At 60.7% G+C, this 19283-nt stretch carries 16 protein-coding genes; 7 read left to right on the top strand and 9 right to left on the bottom strand.

Going from position 1 to position 19283, the window contains the following annotated elements:
* Nucleotides 1-26: 26 nt before the first annotated feature.
* The 5 genes from ACIOVD_RS08385 to ACIOVD_RS08365 form a co-directional block, all read right to left on the bottom strand.
* Nucleotides 27-4607 carry a hypothetical protein gene (locus tag ACIOVD_RS08385; protein WP_401127093.1) on the bottom strand — a complete coding sequence of 1527 codons (4581 nt, stop codon included), beginning with the start codon at nt 4605-4607 and terminating at the stop codon, nt 27-29.
* A 175-nt stretch (nt 4608-4782) separates the two neighbouring features.
* Nucleotides 4783-5811 carry a histone deacetylase family protein gene (locus ACIOVD_RS08380; protein ID WP_095164960.1) on the bottom strand — a complete coding sequence of 343 codons (1029 nt, stop codon included), beginning with the start codon at nt 5809-5811 and terminating at the stop codon, nt 4783-4785.
* A gap of 132 nt (nt 5812-5943) precedes the next feature.
* Complete coding sequence (locus ACIOVD_RS08375) at nt 5944-6936, bottom strand: AraC family transcriptional regulator (protein ID WP_401127091.1); 993 nt, start codon at nt 6934-6936, stop codon at nt 5944-5946.
* A 144-nt stretch (nt 6937-7080) separates the two neighbouring features.
* On the bottom strand, nt 7081-8085 hold the full coding sequence (locus ACIOVD_RS08370; RefSeq protein ID WP_401127089.1) for an asparaginase: 1005 nt from the start codon (nt 8083-8085) through the stop codon (nt 7081-7083).
* A 99-nt stretch (nt 8086-8184) separates the two neighbouring features.
* Nucleotides 8185-9633: an alanine/glycine:cation symporter family protein gene (locus tag ACIOVD_RS08365; protein ID WP_401127087.1), complete on the bottom strand. Its 1449-nt coding sequence runs from the start codon at nt 9631-9633 to the stop codon at nt 8185-8187.
* Here ACIOVD_RS08365 and ACIOVD_RS08360 point away from each other — a divergent pair.
* Complete coding sequence (locus ACIOVD_RS08360; protein ID WP_401127085.1) at nt 9632-9952, top strand: hypothetical protein; 321 nt, start codon at nt 9632-9634, stop codon at nt 9950-9952. The genes ACIOVD_RS08365 and ACIOVD_RS08360 overlap by 2 nt on opposite strands.
* A 41-nt stretch (nt 9953-9993) precedes the next feature.
* On the opposite strand, the gene aspA is transcribed toward ACIOVD_RS08360, so the two are convergent.
* The gene (gene aspA, locus ACIOVD_RS08355) at nt 9994-11418 is read right to left on the bottom strand and encodes an aspartate ammonia-lyase (protein WP_095164950.1); all 1425 of its coding nucleotides are present in this window, start codon (nt 11416-11418) and stop codon (nt 9994-9996) included.
* Nucleotides 11419-11598: 180 nt separating this feature from the next.
* On the opposite strand from aspA, the gene ACIOVD_RS08350 reads away from it, so the two are divergent.
* A complete protein-coding gene (locus ACIOVD_RS08350) occupies nt 11599-12510 on the top strand; it encodes a LysR substrate-binding domain-containing protein (RefSeq protein WP_095164948.1) in 912 nt (303 codons plus the stop codon).
* A gap of 116 nt (nt 12511-12626) precedes the next feature.
* Here ACIOVD_RS08350 and ACIOVD_RS08345 read toward each other — a convergent pair whose 3' ends face one another.
* On the bottom strand, nt 12627-13217 hold the full coding sequence (locus ACIOVD_RS08345; RefSeq protein ID WP_095164946.1) for a hypothetical protein: 591 nt from the start codon (nt 13215-13217) through the stop codon (nt 12627-12629).
* Nucleotides 13218-13574: 357 nt separating this feature from the next.
* On the opposite strand from ACIOVD_RS08345, the gene purE reads away from it, so the two are divergent.
* From purE to ACIOVD_RS08325, 4 genes are all read left to right on the top strand, one after another.
* Nucleotides 13575-14066 carry a 5-(carboxyamino)imidazole ribonucleotide mutase gene (gene purE, locus ACIOVD_RS08340; protein WP_095164944.1) on the top strand — a complete coding sequence of 164 codons (492 nt, stop codon included), beginning with the start codon at nt 13575-13577 and terminating at the stop codon, nt 14064-14066.
* Nucleotides 14067-14077: 11 nt separating this feature from the next.
* The gene (locus tag ACIOVD_RS08335; protein ID WP_095164942.1) at nt 14078-15163 is read left to right on the top strand and encodes a 5-(carboxyamino)imidazole ribonucleotide synthase; all 1086 of its coding nucleotides are present in this window, start codon (nt 14078-14080) and stop codon (nt 15161-15163) included.
* Between the two features lie 104 nt (nt 15164-15267).
* Nucleotides 15268-15513, top strand: a complete 246-nt coding sequence (locus tag ACIOVD_RS08330) for a GlsB/YeaQ/YmgE family stress response membrane protein (RefSeq protein ID WP_095164940.1) — start codon at nt 15268-15270, stop codon at nt 15511-15513.
* Nucleotides 15514-15600: 87 nt separating this feature from the next.
* Nucleotides 15601-16137 (top strand): DUF3299 domain-containing protein, encoded by a 537-nt coding sequence (locus ACIOVD_RS08325; protein WP_095165198.1) that lies wholly within the window; start codon nt 15601-15603, stop codon nt 16135-16137.
* A 29-nt stretch (nt 16138-16166) separates the two neighbouring features.
* Here the strand turns inward: ACIOVD_RS08325 and ACIOVD_RS08320 are convergent, their stop codons facing one another.
* Nucleotides 16167-17066 carry a D-hexose-6-phosphate mutarotase gene (locus ACIOVD_RS08320; RefSeq protein WP_401127081.1) on the bottom strand — a complete coding sequence of 300 codons (900 nt, stop codon included), beginning with the start codon at nt 17064-17066 and terminating at the stop codon, nt 16167-16169.
* Nucleotides 17067-17097: 31 nt separating this feature from the next.
* A complete protein-coding gene (locus ACIOVD_RS08315) occupies nt 17098-17502 on the bottom strand; it encodes an acyl-CoA thioesterase (RefSeq protein ID WP_095164936.1) in 405 nt (134 codons plus the stop codon).
* A gap of 361 nt (nt 17503-17863) precedes the next feature.
* On the opposite strand from ACIOVD_RS08315, the gene ACIOVD_RS08310 reads away from it, so the two are divergent.
* Entirely contained in the window at nt 17864-19162 is a 1299-nt protein-coding gene (locus tag ACIOVD_RS08310) for an MFS transporter (protein WP_095164934.1), read from the top strand.
* Nucleotides 19163-19283: the final 121 nt, after the last annotated feature.

Raw genomic sequence — 19283 nt, 5'->3', positions numbered from 1 at the left:
TCATTTTCCTTTTTGACGTCCGCGGCTTACGAAAAGAACAGCGAGTGCGCCAGTTGCGGGCTGATTTCGCTGCGATAGATGGCGATCATCTGGGCGCTGGTGGCCGCGTGTACGTCCAATGCTGCGGTCAGGAATCGCTGATCGCGCAGTTTCAGGTGGGCGGCGGTAAACGCTTTGAGCGGCGCGTCCTGGCTGGAGTAGTGGAAGTGTGCGTACCACAGCGTTTGCCCACCGCGGCGCTGGCGAATTTCATACTCCTGCAAGTAATCCCGGCGCGGGCCTTTGAGCCGGCGTCGATCACCACCCGAAACTATGTCGATTTCATTCTTGGCGAGTAGCCATTCGACACGGGCGGCTGTGGGCGGTTGTTGTTTGATCATCTCGACCCGTATCCGGTAGCCCTCGGCGTTCAGTCGATCGCGTGCCTGGTTGAGTTGCTCGATCTCTGGCACAGGCGCGTTGCTGGTATTGGCGCTGATCCGGGCCTGCTCCAGACTCCTGGCAGCTTCGTCGAGCAGGTCGGCTTTGTGCTGGAACAGTTCTTCGATTTCCACCGGGATACGTCCTGGTTTTTTCGCGCTCGCTTCGGTTTGTCGAATGAAGCTTTCCACGCCATCAAGCAGCGTCCGGCCTTGAGTGATCTGCGCCTGGAGATCGGCTAGTGGTACGGCCGGGCGAGGACGCCGGGGTTGTAACCGCTCAACCCAGACCCCGGGGGTTTTTTCGTGAAAGGTGGCAATCACGTCGCCGGTCATGGGCGCTTTTACGTCCAGCAATATCGGTTGTCCCGGCGCCGAGGGGCGGACCTCGCCAACGACCGTGCCCCGAAAGCGGGTCTTGATTACCCGTTTGCGCGACACTGGCGCCGGCCTTGAAGGGCCGGGCTGGGGCTCCAGTGGGAGTTGCTCGCGTAGCAACTGCGCCAGGTAACCCTCGGCGGTCTGCTGGAACCCGCTGATGCGCATCCGTAGATGTTTGAACGGTTGCTCCAGCACCGCGTCCTTGTGGTTGAGGGCGAAGTCTTCGAACGCCTGGTCGACGGCGGCAAACTGCTCCAGCGTCCCGTTGAGGCCCTCGATACGGTCGCCCGCAACCCAGGTAGCTCCTTCCAGCATCAATTCCTGCGAGGTCTGGATCACCAGGTTGGCGGTGTCGAGCAGGCGTTCGAATGAGTTTTGAACTTCGATCAGCGCAGCGCTGGTTGCCTCTTTCAGGCAGACCTCGCGGGCCAGCGAGACCTGAAGCGCCTTGAGGTCATTAAGGCTGAACGCGGGCAGTCTTGCCTGATAGGTGCTGGTGACCTCGGCAGCGCTTCGACCCAGTCGGCTCAACTCCTGGAAACGCGATTGAGCAAACTCGATTTTGCCGATCACCTCCTCGGTCAGGTCGATCATTCTCCGGTAGGTTGCGCGGTCGGCAGCCCCCCCTGTGGTTTCTTCGGCCTCAAGCAACCCCAGGGTTTGCGTCAGGGTCTGAGCGAAGGTGGGATTGCGCTCATCAAGCCATGTCTGGTTAAAAAACAGCTGGGTATCGAGCATCTCGACCATGGCAGTTCGGTAATTGGGGGCCGAGTCGAGCAGGTTCAGCGATTTCAGCTGTTCGATAGGGGTGGCGTACTCCAGGGTGCGGCGCTCGAGCTTCTCGAGAAACTGCGTTTGGGCTGCAAGCAGGGCGTCACCACTGAGCGATTTCATCGCTTTGCGCGCATCCGTCAGCTCGGCACGTGCCAGTTCGCGTTCGTTATCAAATTCACCGAGTTGTTTTTTGAGCTCGCTGACGCGCGCTCGGTTTTGCTGTTTCAGTGCCTTGCGCCGACTCGACAAACCGCCGCCACGCAGGCGCAAGCGGGTGTCGATGAACCACTCGCCACGCGCATTGCGGATCAACGCAGGACCGCTGCGCACCGGGTTCTGTCGACTGTCGATAAGCGATACCTCACCCACGTCGTCCACGGCCACCTCGAACCAGCGTTCACTCACGGATACGTAGTACCTGTTCTCGTGATGGTAGAGGCCGCGCAGAACAGCGTTTTCACCGGTGGTCAGGGTGATTTTCTCGGGGCGGGTGATTGCGAAGCGATCCAGGGTGCTGGCCAGATTCAGGGTGGCGTCGGTCGTAACCGATGTGCGGTGTTGTGCAGGATGTTCGCCGATCACATCAGGCTGTTGAACAATGGTCTTAGGGGTGACTGCGGGTTTTTCCGGGCTCTCGGTTACTTCGGTTATCGGCACCTTTTCCTCGACTCTGCGGGCCGTCGGTTTGCGTGTGCTGGCGTGGTGGGCGAGGACCATGGCCAGGGTCAGCAACAGGTCGGTCATGGCGGTTTTTTGTTGTGCGCGGTCGCCTGTATCAGCGGCGTCCAGGGTTTGTTCGACGTCATCCAGCACCTGCCAGATCCAGGCGGCCGTCCCGACAGTGCGGCCAAGAAAGGGCAGTGCCGCGTTAAGGATCAACCAGGCTGCATGTTTGAAGGTGCCCCAGCGATTTTGCGCATTGGATACCGATTGTCGCTGCGCCAGCTCGACCAGCGCGTTGACGTTGGCCTTGTACAGCGTGGCCAGGGAATCGCTGGCGAGGACCTCAGAACCCAGGGTAAGCGTACCGCCCATCTGCAAGGGGGTCAGAGGATCGGCCAGGAGTTGTGAAAGGGTCCAGACCGAAGGCCGGTCACCGGTGAACACGTAGTTGCTGTAATTGGCGCGCGCCCCGTCCGGCAGCCAGGCGAGCACCGATTGGCGCAATGTCGGGGAACGCTTGATGGCATAAATCAGGTTGGCTGGCGTCGGGTGTTGGCTCAGGGGCCGATCGAGCATGGGGCGGTAAAGCAGGCATGGCCCCTTATCCATCTGCCGAGGGCCGATCACGAACATGTTGGTCACTTTGTCGGTCGAGTTGCCAATGCGCCAACCGGGTTTGAAAGCCAGTGGGCGAATGACGATCTCCTGACCATCGACCCAGCGATTGGCGTCTAGTACCTGGACCACGGCGGCGACGTAGCGGTAACCCAGTTCGTCGATACCAGCCTGCGCGCGAATCTTTTGCTGCAAGGCCAGCAGTGGCAGTTCGACGCGAAGGCGACTGGTGAACAGGTTCTGTCGCCGCAAGCTGTCCAGCGGATCGTCAAGCAACTTGCTCTTGATCAGTGCCGGGTAGGTCTTGCCGATGTCGACGCTGACGATCAGTGCCTCCAGGTAACTCACCGTCATCCAGGTGGGTAGTGCTGTGGCGCTGGTGCTACGCACGGATTTGTTGCCCAGCGGCAGGGCAATCAGGTTTTGCAGCGCCAGGTCGACCAGGCTCAGGATGGTGCGCTCAGGCTCCACCAGGGGCGTAAAGCTGCCCCAGACCACCACGCTGTCGACCACGATTTCGATATCAGCCAGGTTCAGTCGCTCGGCATCGGCATGCTCTTTGAGCATGGCCTCGCGCAACTGATCCAGGGCGTACTGACGAATCGGCTTGATCCCATCCTCAAAGGACTGCCCGAGGTTTTGTTCCTGAATGGTTGCCAGGTCCATCAGGTGACGGCTGTAAGCGGTGAGATCGCTGGAGGAAGCGTTGGCCATCCAGTCCGGCAGTGCTTGCTCGACTCGGTTGAATCGCGAAGGTGCCTGTTTGTCCGTCGGATCGAGTTCGTTTTGCGTACGGCTGATGTGGGGCGCCAGGTCAGGGTTGTGGGTTGCGGTATCGTTCGCCAACTCGCCAATCGAGTCGGCTTGCAGGGCAATCAGGTTGCACGCCAGATGGTCGAAGTAATTGCCCTCGGGCTCAATCAGTCGCCACTGCAAGGTATTGTCCGCTGTCGACTCATCGGCGTATGCCTGCAAGGACTCGCCTAGCGCCTGCAAGGAATCATAGGTCTTGAAACCACTGGTGATGGAGTGACTGAGGATTAACGTGCGCGTGCCCACCGTCCCAATGAGTACAGCCATGTCGAGGATGTTGAGGTGGTTCGAGAGACCCTTGTTCAGGTAATCCAGGTCGACCAGGCATGCACGCGACCGATAGCGGTCGTGAAGCGTGCGAGCGCTTTTTTGCGGGTAGGTGAACAGGTTGCGGGCCATCGCACAGAGGTCATTGCTCCAGTTCGGGTTGGTATCGATGTTCCAGAGCTCGCGCAGGGATTTGGATAATTCTTGCCAACGCGGGGCCGAGGCGCGGGTGAACTGGTTCCAGTAATCGACCTGCTGTTCTTGAAACGCGACAAACAGCAACGGCACCAGCTCGTTTAGCAACTGCCCGATGGCGTCAATACTGACGGGCAACTGAGCCGGTGTCCGCTCCTGGGGTTGCAAGGTGAGGTAGTGCTCGCCATCGAGGTAGACCACCGGCGAACCGGCGACGCCATGGCGCACCAGGGCATCGGTCAGCGATTCGACATGTCGCGGCCCAGGAACGACGGCTTGGTTGTGCAAGGTCCAGGTCGGCGTTACCACCATCGCCAGCCGTGGGTCGATAGACAGTAGCGGGTACAGGGTTTTCAAGGCGGGTTGCAGGGCATGGGTGGCGACTTCCCTGATCGAGGGGCCGGCCACCAATTGGGTGAGCAGGGCATCTTGATCGGGTGGTAGGCCTGGTACAGCAGAGGGGCTGGAAGACTCAGTCATGGTCACGTCCTTGCGGGGGGCAGAAGGCACCGTGGGATGTTGGGTGCGCAATCCGTTGCAAAGTAGTGATGGGTAGGGAGGCATTGGCGGTAAAAAAATATTGTGGGCAAAAAAAACCTGCGCTAGCGCAGGTCTGGTAACGGTGGAGCGAGGCGGCTATCAGATGCCCGACTCTTCAAGCGCTTTCAAAACCTTCTAGAACGTTCACCGCGTTGATGCCGATTTCTTCGACCGCATAACCGCCCTCCATGACGAACAGGGTCGGTACGCCGAGCCTGGCGATGCGTTTGCCCATGGCCAGGTAGTCCGGGCTGTCGAGCTTGAATTGCGAGATCGGGTCGTCCTTGAAGGTGTCGACACCCAGGGATACGACGACGATGTCGGCGCCGTAGCTTTGGATCTCTTTACAGGCCTGTTCCAGCGCTGCGCTCCAGGTGTCCCAGCCGCTGCCGGCCGCTAATGGATAGTTGAAGTTGAAACCTTCGCCCGCACCTTCGCCCAGTTCATCTTCGTAGCCAAGAAAGAATGGAAACTCGGCTTCTGGATGGCCGTGGATCGAGGTGAACAGCACGTCGCTGCGCGGGTAGAAAATCGCTTGGGTGCCGTTGCCGTGGTGGTAGTCGACGTCAAGGATCGCGACCTTTTGGTGACCCTGGTCGAGGAATGCCTGGGCGGCGATGGCGGCGTTGTTGAGGTAGCAGTAACCGCCCATCAAGTCGCCAGCGGCGTGGTGTCCCGGTGGCCGGCACAAGGCGAAGGCACTATGAGCCCCGGCCTGGATCGCCGCCTGCGCGGTCAGGGCAACCTGTGCAGCGCTGTAGGCCGCTTGCCAGGTGCCGGCGGTGATCGGTGCGCCGCCGTCGAAGCTGTAGTAGCCGAGTTGGCCGTGCAGGCTGGTGGGCCTGATCGCGCGCAGGGTGCGGGCGGGCCAGGTGTAGGGCAGCAGATCGCCGTCGGTGTTGAACTCGGTCCAGCGCGCCCAGGCGCCTTTGAAGAAGTCCAGGTAGTCGCGGCTGTGGATGCGCGCGATCGGCTCAAGGCCGAAGTCCTTGGGCGTCTCGACCGGCCCCAGGTTCTGCTGTTGCACCCGTGCCAGCACATGGTCGGCGCGTGACGGCATCTCAAAGCATGGCTTGAGTTGCCCGTCGATCAGTTCGCAACGGCCGTGGTGCAGGTGGTGATCGTCCGAGTAGATGGTCAGCATGTTGTTGTTCTCCGCAGGGCTGATTCGGTTGAACACAGTCTTGCGGCACGCAGGGTTTCAGAGAACGGCAGGAAAGGCCAAAAGGGGATCGATACGGCCAAAAAAGATGACCGAAATTCGCCCCTTGATCCCTCAGGGCCTGAACTGGCTCGGCGCGACACCGCTCCAGCGCACGAACGCATGGCGAAAGCTGGCGGTTTCGCTGAAGCCCAATGCCTCGGCGATCAGGTAGATCGGTAGCTGGTCTTCGCAGAGCATTTGCTTGGCCTGCTCGAAGCGCAATTCGTCGAGCAATTCCTGATAACTGCAGCCCAGGTCCTTGAGGTGGCGGCGCAGGGTGCGCGCCGAGCAATTCATCTGCCCAGCCAGGCCTTCGAGCCCTGGCGCGGCGTTCAATTGCGAGCTGAGCAATTGCCGGATACGCCCCAGCCATGCCTGGCGCCCCGTGAATTCCAGGTTCTGCTTGCGGCAGCGTTCGGCCATGGCCTGGTGGGTGATGACATCGGCCAGCGGCAGCACTTGCTGCAACCAGTGCCTGTCGAAGGCAAACGCAGTGTCACGTGCGCCAAAATGCAGAGGGCAGTTGAAGTGTTCGGCATAGCTCGCCTCATAGTCCGGTGCTGCATGCTCGAAGCGGACCCCGCGCAACGGCAGCGAATGGCCCAGCAGATCATCACAGATGACTTTCAGCGAGACCAGGCAGAACTCGGCATTGAACACAGCCATCGTCGGGCTTTCGCGGTAATCGGCCGCGACGAACCAGACGCGCTCGCCATCGTCCTCCAGGCTCAGCTCGAAGAGTGTTCCCAGAAGCGCCGGGTAGCGTATCGCCAGGCGCAATGCGTCACCTAAGGTGGCACTGGTGAGCAGGGCGTAACCGAGGATGCCGTAGCAGGAAACGTGCATTCGCCGGCCCAGTTCCAGGCCGATGTCACGCTTGAGCGCGACGGCATTGGCGCAGACCTGCATCTCCTGGTTGGTGGTGATGCGCGTGTCGGCCCGGTTCAGGTCCGCGGCACTGATACCGCTGCCGGCCAACAAGGCATCGCTGGAAAGTCCCTCGGCCTTGAAGGTGTTGAGCACCAGCGAGACGGCGTTGAGCGTGGTGAGGTGGGAGTGCAGCATGGGCAATTCCAGCGATGGGGTACTGGAATAGGCAGCAAGTTATGTGCCTGGCGATGAACATAGTAGACGCTGTCTTGCCAGTGAAAGCGCGGTGTCAGGCAACAACGCTATCGCTGGCAGGACAGTTCTGGGGTGGGCGGTGTGTCAGCTGAGTTCGCCACACAGGTCGAATTCGACCAGCCGCCGGACTTCAGCGGTTTGTAGCCCGGCTCCCAGCAGCGCATGCAACTTGCCGAATGCTGCCTCGCGGGTCATGCCACCACCCGAGAGTACGCCGGCGTCGCGCAAGCGGCTGCCGGCTTCGTACACATCCAGCTCGACACCCCCTTCATGGCACTGCGTGACCGCAACGACCACTACGCCTTTATCGCGCGCCCGTTCCAGGCTGGCAAGAAACCCTGGGTTATCGCTGGGCCCCGTGCCGCTGCCATAGCATTCGAGCACCAGGCCCTGGATGCCGCTGTTGAGCAAGCCATCGAGGATCTCGGCACCGATGCCGGGAAACAGTGGCAACACCGCGACGTTAGCCAGTTGTCTGGGCTGTTTATAGCCAAGCGCCGTCGGTATGCCGGCAGCCTTTTCGCCGCCACCCTGGCGCTCCAGGCGCTTGAACGGGTGCCGGCCGAAGCTGCGCACTTTCGCGCAGCGGGTCGGGTCCAGTAGTTCGCCGTGGAAGTACAGGTGCACGCCCGGTGCCAGCCCCTGGCCGAGGGCGACCAGGGCACCGCTGAGGTTTTCCCAGGCATCGCTGTCGGTCACGCCGGCCGGCAGCATGGAACCGGTGAACACCACGCGGGCGTGCAGGCCCAGCAGTTGGAAACTCATGGCCGCTGCGCTGTAGGCCAGGGTGTCGGTACCGTGCAGGACCAGCACGCTGTCACAGCCGTCGATCTCGACCGCCTCGACTACGGCCTCGCGCAGGCGCTGCCAGTAGGCCGGGGTCATGTTGGCGCTGTCGATCAGCGGCGCCATTTCGCGAAACCGCCACTGCGCCAGCACCAGCTCGGGCTGGCTGTGCAGGTAGTCGCGCATCCGTGTTTCAAAGCCGGACGCCGGCGCCAGGCCATGGGCACTGGCTTGCATGCCAATGGTGCCACCGGTGTAGAGCACCATGACGTGTTGGGCGGCGGGATAGGTAGATGAGTTCATGGTCATTCTCCGAGAACGATGACGGCGTACGACCGAGCATGACCCCGGTCGTACCTTGTGTCACGTCGGGCGCAGGGGATGCACCCGGTTTTTTACCGATCAGCGTTGCGCTGCGGTCACGCCTTGCAGTTGCTCCTGAGCCTGGGGCGCGGCGGGAGGGTTGGCTGGCCAGGCCTTGAGGTCCAGGTCCAGGTCGGGGAACTTGCTGGAGTCGAAAACCGGGGTCTTGATGCCGGCGGCACGCTGGTCATCGTAGTCGCGCAGGATGCGCATACCGACCTTGAACAGCAGGAACAGCGCGATCAGGTTGACGAACGCGAGCATGGTCATGGTGATGTCGGCGAACGCGAACACCGTGCTGAGGTTCTCGATGGCACCCCAGAAGATCAGCACCAGCACCAGGGCGCGATAGCCGATCAGCGCCTTGCGGTTCTCGCCGATCAAGTAGCGCAGGTTGCTCTCGCCCAGGTAGTAGTTGTAGAGGATCGAGGTGAACACGAACAACGCCAGTGCCACGGAGATGAACATCCGGCCCCACTCGCCGACGACTGCGGCCAGGGAGTTCTGGGTCAGGGCTATGCCGTCACCTTCGAAGCCCGGGGTGTAGAAACCCGACAGCAGGATCAGCAACGCAGTGCAGGTGCAGATGATGAAGGTGTCGAGGAATACGCTGAACGCCTGGACCACGCCTTGCGCGACCGGGTGCTCGACCGACGCCACGGCGGCGACGTTGGGCGCACTGCCCAGGCCGGCTTCGTTGGCAAACACTCCGCGTTTCACCCCCATGATGATGGCGCTGCCCACCAGGCCACCGAAGGCCTGGTCCAGGCCGAAGGCGCTCTTGACGATGGTCATCAGCATGCCCGGCACCTGGTCGAACTGCAGCACGATCACGTAGATGGTCACCGCGATGTAGACCAGGGTCTTGACCGGCACCAGCAGGTCGGCGATGGCCGCGATGCGCTTGATCCCGCCGACGAACACCAGGCCCAGCAGCACCGCCAGGCCGAGGCCGGTGTAGGTGGTGTCGAGGCCGAAGGCGTTGTTCAGCGAGTGGGTCACGGCGTGGGCTTGCAGGCCGTTGAAGGCGAAGCCGAAGGTGATCAGCAGCAGGAACGCCATGATCATCCCCAGCCAGCGTTTCTGCAGGCCGTGCTGGATGTAATAGGACGGACCGCCACGGTACTGCCCTTCAGAGTCGCAGCGCTTGTAGAGTTGGCCGAGGGAGCATTCGAAGAAGCTGCTGGACATGCCGACCAGCGCGGTCACCCACATCCAGAACACTGCGCCTGGGCCGCCGAGGGTCACGGCAATGCCGACGCCAGCAATGTTGCCCGCACCGACACGGCCGGCGAGGCTGAGCATCAGGGCCTGGAATGAACTGAGCTGGCCAGCGCTGCTTTTGAGGCTGTCGCGGAACACCGCGAACATGTGGAAAAAGTGCCGCAATTGAACGAAACGCGAGCGGATCGTGAAGTAACCACCGAGCCCGACAATGAGCACGATCAGTACTTTCCCTGAGAGGAAGTCGTTAATGACTTCGAGCATGGAGTATTCCTCGCTGTTTTTTGTGTTGGCAAATGCTGACCAGTCAGACACATTCCGTTACACCCGTTTGTGCACAGCACTACAGGCCAAGCGGTATTTGTCCCGGCTTCATATCGCGGGTTTGTTATTAGTTCGGGTTTCGCACGGGTTGGATCTCGCTACCGACGACCGCTCCTGCGAAGAGGGGCGGCACTATACCTATCCATGGAGCACACGTCTGCAACAGCTGATTAAAGGATTCAGCTATAGCCCCCGTACCGAGGGTTTTGCAGGTAAAAAAAAGGGCTTGGAGAATGATCTCCAAGCCCTCAAAAGGTGAGAGGTGTCTAGTCCCTCGACCTGGTGAGCGGTGCTACAGCATCAGGCCTTCAGAGGCACCAGACGCGGGGCAATCATGTTTTCCGGGCGCAGGATGTCGGCGAGCATTTCTTCGTCGAGCAAGCCTTCTTCGCGCACCAGTTCCAGTACGCCGCGGCCGCTTTCCAGAGCGATGCGGGCGATACGGGTGGCGTTTTCATAGCCGATGTACGGGTTCAGCGCGGTGACCAGGCCGATCGAGTGCTCGACCAGTTCGCGGCAGCGGGCTTCGTTGGCGGTGATGCCGACGATGCAGTGCTCGCGCAGCATGTCCATGGCGCGTTGCAGCAGGCGGATCGAGTCGAAGATCTTGAAGGCGATCAGCGGCTCCATCACGTTCAGTTGCAGCTGGCCGCCTTCGGCCGCGATGGTCAGGGCCAGGTCGTTGCCGATGATCTGGAACGCTACCTGGTTGACGGCTTCCGGAATAACCGGGTTGACCTTGCCTGGCATGATCGAGCTGCCTGGCTGACGCGCTGGCAGGTTGATTTCGTTGATGCCGGTGCGTGGGCCGCTGGACAGCAGGCGCAGGTCGTTGCAGATCTTCGACAGCTTGACCGCGGTGCGCTTGAGCATGCCGGAGAACAGCACGAAGGCACCCATGTCGGAGGTCGCTTCGATCAGGTCGGCAGCCGGGACCAGCGGTTGACCGCTGATCAAGGCCAGGCGTTCAACGGCCAGGTGCTGGTAACGCGGGTCGGCGTTGATGCCGGTACCGATCGCGGTGCCGCCCAGGTTGACTTCGGTCAGCAGCTCCGGAGCCAGAGTCTTCAGGCGTGCCAGGTCTTCACCCAGGGTGGTGGCGAAGGCACGGAATTCCTGGCCAAGGGTCATCGGCACGGCGTCTTGCAGCTGGGTACGACCCATCTTCAGGACGTGGCCGAATTCTTCACCTTTGGCGGCGAACGACTGGATCAGGCTGTCGAGGCTGGCGAGCAGGGCGTCATGACCCAACAGCAGACCCAGGCGGATGGCCGTTGGGTAAGCGTCGTTGGTCGACTGCGCCATGTTCACGTCGTTGTTAGGGTGCAGGTACTGGTATTCGCCTTTCTGGTGGCCCATGGCCTCCAGCGCGATGTTGGCGATCACTTCGTTGGCATTCATGTTGGTCGAAGTGCCAGCGCCGCCTTGAATCATGTCCACCACGAACTCTTCGTGGAAGTCGCCGCGGATCAGGCGAGCACAGGCTTCGCTGATGGCAGCGTGCTTGGCTTCGCTGAGGTGACCCAGCTCGCGGTTGGCGTCAGCAGCGGCCTGCTTGACCATTGCCAGACCCACAACCAGCTTCGGGTAATGCGAAATCGGAACGCCGGAGAGACGGAAGTTGTTCACCGCTCGCAGGGTCTGGATGCCGTAATACGCTTGAGCCGGTACTTCGAGTACGCCAAGCAGGTCTTTTTCGGTGCGGAAAGATGCAGCGGAGGACATGATAGAAATCATCTCGATATGGACCCGGTCTGTGCCGGAACGCTGTGAATGCTAGGCTTGTGGAGAATTTTGGGCCAATGCTGTTAAACACTGGCCTATGCGTATTCGGCATAATGCCGATGTGACGCCGCCCGAGCGGCGAGCGTGTGACCTAAAATGGTGCGTGTCCGGGAGGACCTGATGAATCTGGAAAGCAAATGGCTGGAGGACTTTAGTGCCCTGGCTGCCACCCGCAGCTTCTCCCAGGCGGCTGAGCGACGTTTCGTCACCCAGCCGGCGTTCAGCCGGCGAATCCGCAGCCTGGAGGCCGCACTGGGCCTGCAACTGGTCAATCGCTCGCGCACGCCGATCGAGCTGACGGCGGCCGGCCAGTTGTTCCTGGTAACCGCACGCACCGTGGTCGAACAACTGGGCGAAGTGCTGCGGCATTTGCACCACCTTGAAGGCGGCCAGGGCGAGGTCATGCAGGTGGCGGCCGCGCACTCCCTGGCCCTGGGGTTCTTCCCGCGCTGGATCGCACAATTGCGCAACGAAGGCCTGAACATCGCCACGCGCCTGGTGGCGACCAACGTCGGCGATGCGGTGCATGCGCTGCGCGAGGGCGGTTGTGACCTGATGCTGGCGTTCTACGACCCGGATGCCGCCATGCAAATGGACCCGGAGATCTTTCCTTCGCTGCACCTGGGCCACACCGAAATGCTGCCGGTGTGCGCGGCCGATGCCGATGGAAAACCGCTGTTCGATCTGGAAGGCGAGGGCAGCGTGCCGTTGCTGGCCTACAGCGCCGGTGCGTTTCTTGGCCGCTCGGTGAATATGCTGCTGCGCCAAAGGGCACTGCGTTTCACCACGATCTACGAAACCGCCATGGCCGACAGCCTGAAAAGCATGGCCCTGGAGGGGCTGGGCATCGCCTGGGTGCCGCAGCTGAGCGTGCGTGCCGAGCTGACGCGTGGCGAATTGGTAGTGTGTGGTGGACCGCAATGGCATGTGCCGCTGGAGATCCGTTTGTATCGCTGTGCGCTGGTGCGCAAAGCGAATGTCCGGTTGTTGTGGCGCAAGCTCGAGAGTGGCGTAGCGGGTGCTACTGTTTGAGTGCCAAAAATTCATGGCCACTGCTGTGGCCATGAATTGCTGTTAATTCGGCGTCAGCGTGTTAATAGCGCAAACACGCCATGCTCGGATTTCCGATCGCACGATGCGAATCGAACTTACACAAAAGTACTAAGGTGTTTGCGAATGTTTTCCCTGTTCTTATCACTGTATCGATAAGCGTTTCCACGTGCGCTGGAGAATTCGTCCGAGAGCATGATCGTGTCGTGCCACCAGCCGTTATAGATGACTTCGCTGTCTTCATGTGTCGCGCCCAACATGTGGCCTATTTCATGTGCTGGAATTTGTTTGGAGGTGATCGCCGCAATTGCGCAATGACCTTTGACAAGGCCGTATCCGGCTATCCCTCCGAGGAGCCCCCCTGCCTTTGCGTAGATATTGTTTCGGGTCAACAAGAGGACTTTCGTCAGGCCCGGTTCATGTTCTTCGTATTTTAATATCTTTGTATACCAGTCCTGTATCAGGTTTACCCACCCTCGCAGCGCAGCTACACCATCTTCGTTTTTGTAGTTGTATCCTGATAAGTGCGGAACTTCATGATGAGAGTGCAACAAAAATCTGACGTACCGTTCCGAGATGGATTCAAGTTCTGTTTTCAACCAGGAAAAGTAATCAGTGTATAAATCATTTTTTTGATATTCCTGAAGGTCATTGTGAAGGACAACTATTATGGTAATAGGCTTTTTCATATTTGTACTCCCTGTTCAATTATGATTTTTTGCCGTTTTATATTTACGTTGTCTGGCGGTGTCCGCAATTTTTTAGTGGGTTTAATTGTTTCGAGTAAGCGTTTTAATAAACTAGCGATCTCGAGATCCGAACACATTCAGGCAGTCAATTGACTGACTTGATAGTCAAGAAATACCTATTTTTCGAGCGCGTGACAGATGGTCGCCACAGGGGCTGTTTATCCGCTTCTTTGAGGTATACTGCGCGGCCTTCGGCCGGTTACGACTGGCCATAATTCGTACAAACAAGCCACGCATCCTGCGTGGCTTGTTGTTTTTTGATGCGCCTGCGGGCGCCCAGAGAGAAGAGGCGCGACGATGAGTGCACTGGTTGGCGTGATCATGGGCTCCAAGTCCGATTGGTCCACCCTTAGCCACACCGCCGATATGCTGGAAAAGCTCGGCATCCCTTACGAGGTGAAAGTGGTCTCTGCCCACCGCACCCCGGACCTGCTGTTCCAGTACGCCGAGGAGGCTGAGTCGCGTGGCATCGAGGTGATTATCGCCGGTGCTGGCGGCGCGGCCCACTTGCCTGGCATGTGTGCGGCCAAGACCCACCTGCCGGTCCTGGGCGTGCCGGTGCAGTCGTCGATGCTCTCGGGCGTTGATTCGCTGCTCTCTATAGTGCAGATGCCTGCGGGCATTCCGGTCGCCACCCTGGCCATCGGCAAAGCGGGCGCGATCAACGCAGCCCTGCTGTCGGCGAGTATCCTTGGCGCCAAGCACCCGCAGTTCCACGCGGTGCTCAAAACCTTCCGTGCTGAGCAGACAGACAGCGTCCTGGAAAATCCAGACCCACGCATCGCCTGAGGTTGTTGACGATGAAGATCGGTGTAATCGGTGGCGGCCAGTTGGGCCGCATGCTGGCCCTGGCGGGAACTCCGCTGGGCATGAACTTCGCTTTCCTGGATCCGGCGCCGGATGCTTGTGCCGCCGCGCTGGGTGAGCATCTGCGGGCCGATTACGGCGATCAGGATCACTTGCGTCAACTGGCCGACGAAGTCGACCTGGTGACCTTCGAGTTCGAAAGCGTCCCGGCTGAAACCGTGGCCTTCCTGTCGCAGTTCGTCCCGGTCTACCCGAGCGCCGAAGCGCTGCGCATTGCTCGCGACCGCTGGTTCGAAAAAAGCATGTTCAAGGACCTGGGGATTCCCACCCCGGCGTTCGCTGACATCCAGTCGCAAGCTGACCTGGACGCCGCTGTGGCTGCCATCGGCCTGCCCGCCGTGCTGAAAACCCGCACCCTGGGTTATGACGGCAAGGGCCAGAAAGTCCTGCGCACCGCGCAAGATGTGGAGGGTACCTTCGCCGAGCTGGGCAGCGTGGCCTGCCTGCTGGAAGGCTTCGTGCCGTTCACCGGCGAAGTCTCGCTGATTGCCGTGCGTGCCCGTGATGGGGAGACGAAATTCTACCCACTGGTGCACAACACCCACGACAGCGGCATCCTCAAGTTGTCCGTGGCCAGCACCGAGCACCCGCTGCAAGCCCTGGCCGAGGACTATTCGAGCCGTGTGCTCAAGCAACTGGACTACGTCGGCGTGATGGCGTTCGAGTTCTTTGAAGTCGACGGTGGCCTCAAGGCCAACGAAATCGCTCCGCGGGTCCACAACTCCGGGCACTGGACCACCGAAGGCGCCGAGTGCAGCCAGTTCGAAAACCACCTGCGCGCCGTTGCCGGCCTGCCGCTGGGCTCGACGGCGAAAGTCGGCGAAAGCGCCATGCTCAACTTCATTGGCGTGGTTCCGCCGGTGGATAAGGTCATCGCCATCGACGATTGCCATCTGCACCACTACGGGAAGGCGTTCAAGGTCGGGCGCAAGGTCGGCCACGCCAACCTGCGCTGCGCCGACAAGGTCACGCTCGAGCAGCAGATCCTCAAGGTCCAGGCGCTGATCGCCGAGCAATAAACCCATGGCACGCTGGGAACCTTCGGTGCCCAGTGTTCTCTGATGGCAGGATGCCAAAGTCTGTCTAGGCTTTGGCATAGCTATTTCACTCAGAGGGAAGCGCCATGGGAATTATCGGAACCATCTTCATCGGATTGATCGTGGGCCTGCTGGCTCGTTTCCTGAAACCGGGTGATGACAGCATGGGCTGGATCATGACCATCCTGCTCGGTATCGCCGGCTCACTGGCCGCGACCTACGGCGGCCAGGCACTGGGCATCTACCAGGCCGGTCAAGGCGCGGGCTTCCTCGGTGCCCTGGTGGGCGCGGTGGTGCTGCTGGTGATCTACGGTCTGGTCAAAAAGAACTGATTCAAGCGATCAAGCCCGCTGCGCAGTTCACGCGCAGCGGGCTAGAATGCCCGGCGACCTGACTTCCCTTCTTTGCCGAGCACCTTCATGCGCCGTCTTCTGCTGACTCTTGTATTGCTGGGCACTGGCCTGGCCCATGCTGGCGACCTGCCGGAAACCGACTGGCTCGAACTGATGCCCAAGTCGGATCAGAAGGCGCTGGAAGCCATGCCGGAAATCGACCACAACTCTCCGGAAGCCAATGGCACCTTTACCGACAAGGGTGGCTTGAAGCAGAGCAAGGGCTTGCCGGCGGTGATGTATTCGACCAAGACCGTGGCCGCGATGAACCACAAGCAGGTGCGCATCGGTGGTTACCCGGTGCCGCTGGAAACCGACGGCAAGGGCCGCAGCACGCTGTTCTTCCTGGTGCCGTACCCGGGCGCCTGCATTCATGTGCCACCACCACCGCCCAATCAACTGGTGCTGGTGCGCTACCCCAAGGGCTTGAAGCTGGACGACATCTACACGCCCTTGTGGGTCAGCGGCACGTTGAAGATCGAGACGGTCAACAACGACCTGGCCGATGCCGCCTACGCCCTCGATGCCGCCCAGGTACGGGTGGTACAAGAATCCGACCTGTAGGAACTGCCGCAGGCTGCGGTCTTCTTGAGCTAAACCGCCAAACTCGCGATGCTCACACCCAGCGTATGACTCTCCCCGGGCGCCAACGTGACCACATCACCCAGCACATTGGCCGTCTCGATGCACAGCATGCGCTGCCAGCCATCGTCGGCCATGTCGCTGAACGCTGCTGCGCGCTCGGTCCAGGGATTCCAGATCACTGCCGAGCGTGAACCGCGGGCGGTCAATTCGATACGTCGCTCCCAGGCCGGGTCGACAATGCTCAGTTTGTCCGGGGTATTGAGGTAAATCCGGTCGGTTTCGCCACTGAACCGCAGATCGCCGTGCTGAGTGACGGTGTTCCAGTTGTCCAGGGTTTCGATGTACTGCAGCCCGTCCACGCCTTCGACGTGCACGTTGCGCACGTCGCTGACCGCGAAGTAGCTGTGCAGCGCCTGGCTGATGGTGACGCTGTCAGTGCCCCAGTTGTGGCTGGTCAGATCGATCTGCAGTTGCTCATCCAGACGAATGTTCAGCTTCAGGTCGACCTGATGGGGCCAGCCGGGCAGGCCGTTTTCCGGGACGGGCAGGGCAAACACTACGTTCAGGCTGTCGCCCTCGGTTTCGATGCCTTCCAGTTCCCAGTCCAGCGCCCGCACCAGACCGTGGGCGCTGGCAGGCTGATCGCTGACGCGCATGGCCTGCACGCTCGGTGGGTTGCGTTCGAAGTTGCCGAACCACGGCCAGCACACGGGCACCCCGGCGCGGATGCTTTTGCCGGTCTGGAACACCGCCTCGTCGTTGAGCCAGATCAGGGGCGGCTGCCCGGCCAGTTGATAGCTGAGGATATGCGCGCCTTGCTGGGCTACCAGCAATTCGGCCTGACCCTGGCGAATCCGCCAGCAGTTCAGTTGATCCAGTTTTACCGCTTCAACATTGGGCGTGTTCATGGGACAGCTCTCGATCGGCAACAGGGGGGATTCAACAGGCTCGCGGGGGTACCGAGCGGGTACGACCGCTGCCGTCGATGGCAACAAACACGAACGCCGCTTCGGTGACCTTACGCCACTCGCTGGACAGCGGATCGTCGCTCCAGACCTCGACCAGCATCTTGATCGACGTACGACCGATTTCCTGGGCCTGGGTATAGAACGAGAGCTGTGCGCCGACGGCGACCGGTACCAGGAAAGCCATGCGATCGATGGCCACGGTGGCAACGCGCCCACCGGCGATCTTGCTGGCCATCGCCGTGCCTGCCAAGTCCATCTGGGACACCAGCCAGCCGCCGAAAATATCGCCAAAGCCGTTGGTCTCGCGAGGAAGCGCGGTGATTTGCAGGGCCAGGTCGCCTTGCGGGATCGGATCGTCTTGTTCGAGTTCTATCATGCCGGGGGTGCCTCTAACCCGTGACTCTCATTGGTACTTCAGGTGAATAGCCGTCTTGAGAAAAACGATTCAGCCCGAACATACTACGTTCGTCGCGTTTTCCATAAGGCGTGCTAAAGGGAAACTCTGCGAAATCGACTGGTCGCACCAGCAGCGTCTTCGCACAGCAACCCTTGCAGCGTGTTGCAGGCTGCGAGTATATCGAGCGGTAGACCGCGCGACGACCGTCCGGTTCTCATTTTGACTGTCAATTACGCGCATCCCTGTGCTTTTTCGAACAATTTGCTATCGTGCCGAACCTGCCCAAGCCCCAGCCAGCGTTGTTGGGGTTGCAGATCTGACTATAAGAGAAGCCCTTGCCATGACCACAGCGCCATCGAGCATAGCGTCACCCGCGCAGCCCGCACGTCCCTTGACCCGCAACGACTACAAGACCCTGTCGCTTTCCGCCCTGGGCGGTGCGCTGGAGTTCTACGACTTCATCATCTTCGTGTTTTTCGCCACGGTGGTCGGCAAGCTGTTCTTCCCGGCGGACATGCCCGAGTGGCTACGCCTGATGCAGACCTTCGGGATCTTTGCCGCCGGGTACCTGGCACGGCCACTGGGTGGCATCGTCATGGCCCACTTCGGTGACCTGCTGGGTCGCAAGAAGATGTTCACCCTGAGCATCTTCATGATGGCGGTGCCGACGTTGATCATGGGCCTGCTGCCGACCTACGCGCAGATCGGCATGTGGGCACCGATCCTGCTGCTGCTGATGCGGGTGATCCAGGGCGCCGCCATTGGCGGGGAAGTGCCGGGGGCATGGGTGTTCGTTTCCGAGCACGTGCCTGGGCGGCACATTGGCTATGCCTGCGGCACGCTGACGTCAGGCCTGACCGCCGGCATCCTCCTGGGCTCGCTGGTAGCCACGGCGATCAACAGCATCTATACCCCTGAGCAAGTCGCCGACTACGCCTGGCGGATCCCGTTCCTGCTGGGTGGCGTGTTTGGCCTGTTCTCGGTTTACCTGCGTCGCTGGCTGCACGAAACCCCGGTGTTCGCCGAGTTGCAGCTGCGCAAGGCTCTGGCCGAAGAAGTGCCGCTGCGTGCGGTACTGCGCGACCATCGCGGGGCGATCGCCATCTCGATGCTGCTGACCTGGCTGCTGTCGGCCGGGATCATCGTGGTGATCCTGATGACCCCGACCGTGCTGCAAACCGTCTACCACTTCTCGGCCACCACCGCATTGCAGGCCAACAGCCTGGCGATCGTGTTCCTGAGCCTGGGCTGCGTGGCGTCCGGCGCCCTGGCTGACCGCTTCGGTGCAGGCCGGGTGTTTGTGTTCGGCAGCGGCTTGCTGCTGCTGAGTTCGTGGACCTTCTATCACAGCCTGTTCAATCACCCGGACTGGCTGTTCCCGATGTACTCCCTGACTGGCCTTTTGGTCGGCACCATCGGTGCGGTGCCCTACGTCATGGTCAAGGCCTTCCCGGCCGTGGTGCGCTTCAGCGGCCTGTCGTTCTCCTACAACCTGGCCTACGCCATCTTCGGTGGCCTGACACCGATGGTCGTCACCCTGTTGCTCAAGGAAAGCCCGATGGGGCCGGCCTACTACGTGGCGATCATCTGCGGCGTGGGGATCATCGTGGGCGGGTATCTGTGGAAGAAGGGGCGCTAGGCCCGACTTCTTGCATCATTAGTACTGACATCATTGCAAGCAGACGGAGCGCCGCCCGGCTCTGCGTCTGCTGGCGATTGGATACACCACGAATCAGCGCGTAACAGCCCATGCTGGCCTT

Origin of the sequence: Pseudomonas sp. NPDC087626, from assembly GCF_044743405.1 — a bacterium.
Taxonomy (GTDB): Bacteria; Pseudomonadota; Gammaproteobacteria; order Pseudomonadales; family Pseudomonadaceae; genus Aquipseudomonas.
The sequence above is the reverse complement of the archived record's forward strand: the minus strand, read 5'-3'. Positions and strand labels throughout refer to the sequence as shown.

Excerpts from the sequence above, each read along its gene's own strand:
- ACIOVD_RS08385 (WP_401127093.1), bottom strand. The coding sequence starts at position 4,607 with ATGACTGAGTCTTCCAGCCCCTCTGCTGTACCAGGCCTACCACCCGAT.
- ACIOVD_RS08380 (WP_095164960.1), bottom strand. The coding sequence starts at position 5,811 with ATGCTGACCATCTACTCGGACGATCACCACCTGCACCACGGCCGTTGC.
- ACIOVD_RS08375 (WP_401127091.1), bottom strand. The coding sequence starts at position 6,936 with ATGCTGCACTCCCACCTCACCACGCTCAACGCCGTCTCGCTGGTGCTC.
- ACIOVD_RS08370 (WP_401127089.1), bottom strand. The coding sequence starts at position 8,085 with ATGAACTCATCTACCTATCCCGCCGCCCAACACGTCATGGTGCTCTAC.
- ACIOVD_RS08360 (WP_401127085.1), top strand. The coding sequence starts at position 9,632 with ATGGAGTATTCCTCGCTGTTTTTTGTGTTGGCAAATGCTGACCAGTCA.
- ACIOVD_RS08365 (WP_401127087.1), bottom strand. The coding sequence starts at position 9,633 with ATGCTCGAAGTCATTAACGACTTCCTCTCAGGGAAAGTACTGATCGTG.
- aspA (WP_095164950.1), bottom strand. The coding sequence starts at position 11,418 with ATGTCCTCCGCTGCATCTTTCCGCACCGAAAAAGACCTGCTTGGCGTA.
- ACIOVD_RS08350 (WP_095164948.1), top strand. The coding sequence starts at position 11,599 with ATGAATCTGGAAAGCAAATGGCTGGAGGACTTTAGTGCCCTGGCTGCC.
- ACIOVD_RS08345 (WP_095164946.1), bottom strand. The coding sequence starts at position 13,217 with ATGAAAAAGCCTATTACCATAATAGTTGTCCTTCACAATGACCTTCAG.
- purE (WP_095164944.1), top strand. The coding sequence starts at position 13,575 with ATGAGTGCACTGGTTGGCGTGATCATGGGCTCCAAGTCCGATTGGTCC.
- ACIOVD_RS08335 (WP_095164942.1), top strand. The coding sequence starts at position 14,078 with ATGAAGATCGGTGTAATCGGTGGCGGCCAGTTGGGCCGCATGCTGGCC.
- ACIOVD_RS08330 (WP_095164940.1), top strand. The coding sequence starts at position 15,268 with ATGGGAATTATCGGAACCATCTTCATCGGATTGATCGTGGGCCTGCTG.
- ACIOVD_RS08325 (WP_095165198.1), top strand. The coding sequence starts at position 15,601 with ATGCGCCGTCTTCTGCTGACTCTTGTATTGCTGGGCACTGGCCTGGCC.
- ACIOVD_RS08320 (WP_401127081.1), bottom strand. The coding sequence starts at position 17,066 with ATGAACACGCCCAATGTTGAAGCGGTAAAACTGGATCAACTGAACTGC.
- ACIOVD_RS08315 (WP_095164936.1), bottom strand. The coding sequence starts at position 17,502 with ATGATAGAACTCGAACAAGACGATCCGATCCCGCAAGGCGACCTGGCC.
- ACIOVD_RS08310 (WP_095164934.1), top strand. The coding sequence starts at position 17,864 with ATGACCACAGCGCCATCGAGCATAGCGTCACCCGCGCAGCCCGCACGT.